Here is a 3,288-nt window from a genome sequence, read left to right as displayed (position 1 = left end):
ACAGTGCGGCGTGCAGGGTCGAAATCTCGCCTGAAGTCATCGCGCCGAGGCTTGTCAGCGGGGTGCCGGCAACCATGCCGACGCCGCCGATGACCGCTGCCGCGATGCTGATCCTGAAAAGCCAGGACAGCGCGTTCGATTTCGTTCCCATGTTCGTTACCGGCTGTTTTCGTTGCGTCAACTTTGCTTGCGGCCCGTATCCGGATCATGCCGCTTGAAACCTCGCTTTGTTGCAGTTCGGTTTCGAGATCTACGGCGGTCCTTTCGAATACTGCTAATTCGCACTTTCGTTTAGCGACGGATACCCATGTTCCTGACCTTGGTCTTGCTATGGTCTCGCTGGCGGGCCACCGACGGCTCTAATGGGGTTGGCGTTTGTTAACCAGTGGAAACAGATTCGAAACACAAATGAGCATTTTGCGAAATCTCTCCGAAACATGACGTTGGGATAAGCAGCCATCGAATTGGAGCCGGCTGGACCGGCAGAGAGAGGGGATTTTCTTCATGCATACCGCCATTTCCGCCAAGCTCATCAACATCGCCGCCGCCGCGCTGACCGGTGCCGCACTGCTGTTCGGCTCGGGCGCCGCGCATGCCGCCAACAAGATCGTGGCGCGCGTTTCGCTTTCGCAGCAGATCATGGAAGTCTCCGTCGACGGCCGGCCGACCTTCGCCTGGAAAGTCTCCACCGGCGACCGGGCCCATGTGACGCCGACCGGCTCGTTCAAGCCGACCCGCATGCATGAAATGTGGTATTCGAAGAAATACGACAACGCCCCGATGCCGCACTCGGTCTTCTTCAGCGGCGGCTATGCGGTGCACGCGACCTATGCGATCAAGCGCCTCGGCCAGCCGGCTTCGCATGGCTGCGTGCGGCTGCACCCCGACAACGCCGCCGATTTCTACCAGCTCGTCGAAACCTTCGGGGCGACCAACACCAGCATCGTCATCGTCAAGTAGCAGGCTGGAAACGGTGGCGTGGCAGCATGCTGCCGCGCCTCAAAGCTCCCTCCGGAAACGCTGCGGTATTGCGTACAGTTCAAACCGGCGGTATCGAGCCCAGCCAAAAAGAAAAGAGGCCGGGAATTTCCCGGCCTCTTTTCTTTTGTTTCCATCGATTTGCCCCGCGCATTTCTGGGCGGGACTCCCTAGACCGTCCTAGCTCGGCAGTGCCGGCATCAGCTTGGGGTCCGGCTTCTCCGCCAGATGAGGCAGGTCCTTGCTGGCGATAAAGGTGTAGAACATGGGCACGACGAAGAGCGTGAATATGGTGCCGACCAGGATGCCGGTGAAGATGACCAGGCCCATCGAATAGCGGGCCGCGGCACCAGCGCCGCTGGACGTGATCAGCGGCACAACGCCGAGCGCCATCGCCGCCGTCGTCATCAGGATCGGCCGCAGGCGCACCTTGGCCGAGGCGATGATGGCATCGCGCCGCCGCATGCCATGCTTTTCACGCTGCTGGTTGGCGAACTCGACCAGCAGGATGCCGTGCTTGGTTATCAGACCGATCAGTGTGATCAGGCCGACCTGCGTGTAGATGTTGAGCGTGCCGAGGCCCAGATTGAGCGGCACGATCGCGCCGAAGATCGACAACGGCACCGCCATCATGATGATCAGCGGGTCACGGAAGCTTTCAAACTGCGCCGCCAGCACCAGATAGATGACGACAACTGCGGCCGCGAAAGCGATCAGGATGGTGTTGCCCTGTTCCTTTTCCTGTCGCGATTGACCGGAATAATCGATGAAGAACGTGTCGGGCAGGCTCTCCTTGGCGATGTCCTCCAGCGCCTTCAGCCCGTCGCCGGTGGTGACGCCGGGCAGCGGAAGCGCCGAAATCGTCGACGAATTCAGCTGGTTGAACTGCTCGATTGCCGCCGGCGCCGCATTGGTCGAAATCTTGACCACCGCCGATAGCGGCACCATCTCGCCGGTCACGCTGCGCACGAAGTATTCGCCGAGCTTGTCGGGGTCGTCGCGGAACTCCTGCGGCACCTGCGGGATGATGTCGTAGCTGTTGGAATCGCGGTCGAACTGCGCCACTTCGGCGCCGCCGACCAGCAAGGTCAGCGTGCGGCCGATATCGGCGATCGGCAGGTTCAGCGCGGCGGCGCGGTCGCGGTCGATGGTCACCGTCACCTCCGGTGCGTCATAGGCCATCGAATTCTGCACGACGATGAAGCGGCCGGAGGCCTGCGCCTTGTTCTTGATCTGCTCGGCCACCTCGTACACTGCCGAGGAAGCGCCGGTCGATCGCACCACCATGGAAATGGGCAGGCCGCCGCCGGAGCCCGGCAGCGTCGGCGGTGCGAAGACGAAGGCCTCGACACCGGCCACTTTGGCGATACGGGCCGTAATGTCAGCCTGCAGTTCCTTCGAATTGCGCTTGCGTTCCGCCCAGTCCTTGAAGGCATAGCCGACGAAGGCGCTGTTTGTCGTGCCGCCGAAGGCGACGGCCGAGAACTGCGCCCGTGTTTCGGGAATATCCTTCACCAGGCCGAGGATCTGGTTGACGTATGTCTCGGTATAATCGGACGTCGCATAACGCGGCGCCGTCACAATCGAGAGCAGAAAGCCCTGGTCCTCTTCCGGCGCAAGTTCGCTCGAGGTCTTGGTGAACATGAAGCCGGTGACGCCGACAAGCGCAAGCACGATGATCAACGTCAACGGGCGATAGTTCAGCGATCCGGTGACGGCGCGTTCATAGACATGCTCGACGCGCGCGAAGGTGCCGTCGACAATGCGCTGGAAACGGCCCGGCGTGCCGGACTTCAAGAGGCGTGCCGACATCATCGGGGTGATGGTGATGGCGATGACACCCGACAGCACCACCGAGCCGGCGAGCGTGACCGCGAATTCACGGAACAGCGCGCCGGTCAGGCCGCCGGTAAATGCCAGCGGTGCGAACACGGCGGCCAGCGTCATGGTCATGGCAACGATGGCTGATGCGATTTCGCGCATACCGCTGAACGCAGCCTGCATCGGCGACATGTGATCTTCTTCCATGTGACGATGGATGTTCTCCACCACCACGATGGCGTCGTCGACGACCAGGCCGATCGCCAGCACCATGGCCAGCAGCGACAGAAGGTTGATCGAGTAGCCAACCGCGAACAAAAGGAAGCAGACGCCGATCAGCGACAACGGGATGGTGATGATCGGCATCATCACCGACCGGAAGGAGCCAAGGAACAGAAGGATGACGACGACGACGATGGCAACCGCCTCGCCGATGGTCTTGAACACCTCTTCAATCGAGGCGCTGATCTGCCCGGTCGCGTCGTAGAC

2 protein-coding genes are annotated in these 3,288 nt (G+C 61.4%); one reads left to right on the top strand and one right to left on the bottom strand.

The window, feature by feature from the left end:
• Positions 1–504: 504 nt before the first annotated feature.
• Positions 505–960, top strand: a complete 456-nt coding sequence (locus EN879_RS29225) for a L,D-transpeptidase (protein WP_013529305.1) — start codon at positions 505–507, stop codon at positions 958–960.
• Between the two features lie 198 nt (positions 961–1,158).
• On the opposite strand, the gene EN879_RS29220 is transcribed toward EN879_RS29225, so the two are convergent.
• Positions 1,159–3,288, bottom strand: a 2,130-nt coding sequence (locus EN879_RS29220) for an efflux RND transporter permease subunit (protein WP_127274422.1), incomplete at its 5' end; no start/stop codon positions are given.

The organism is Mesorhizobium sp. M7A.F.Ca.AU.002.02.1.1, assembly GCF_003998535.1.
GTDB classification, from domain to species: domain Bacteria; phylum Pseudomonadota; class Alphaproteobacteria; order Rhizobiales; family Rhizobiaceae; genus Mesorhizobium; species Mesorhizobium ciceri.
Note: the sequence above shows the minus strand (reverse complement) of the source record. Positions and strands in the feature narration are given on the sequence as shown.

Excerpts from the sequence above, each read along its gene's own strand:
- EN879_RS29225 (WP_013529305.1), top strand. The coding sequence starts at position 505 with ATGCATACCGCCATTTCCGCCAAGCTCATCAACATCGCCGCCGCCGCG.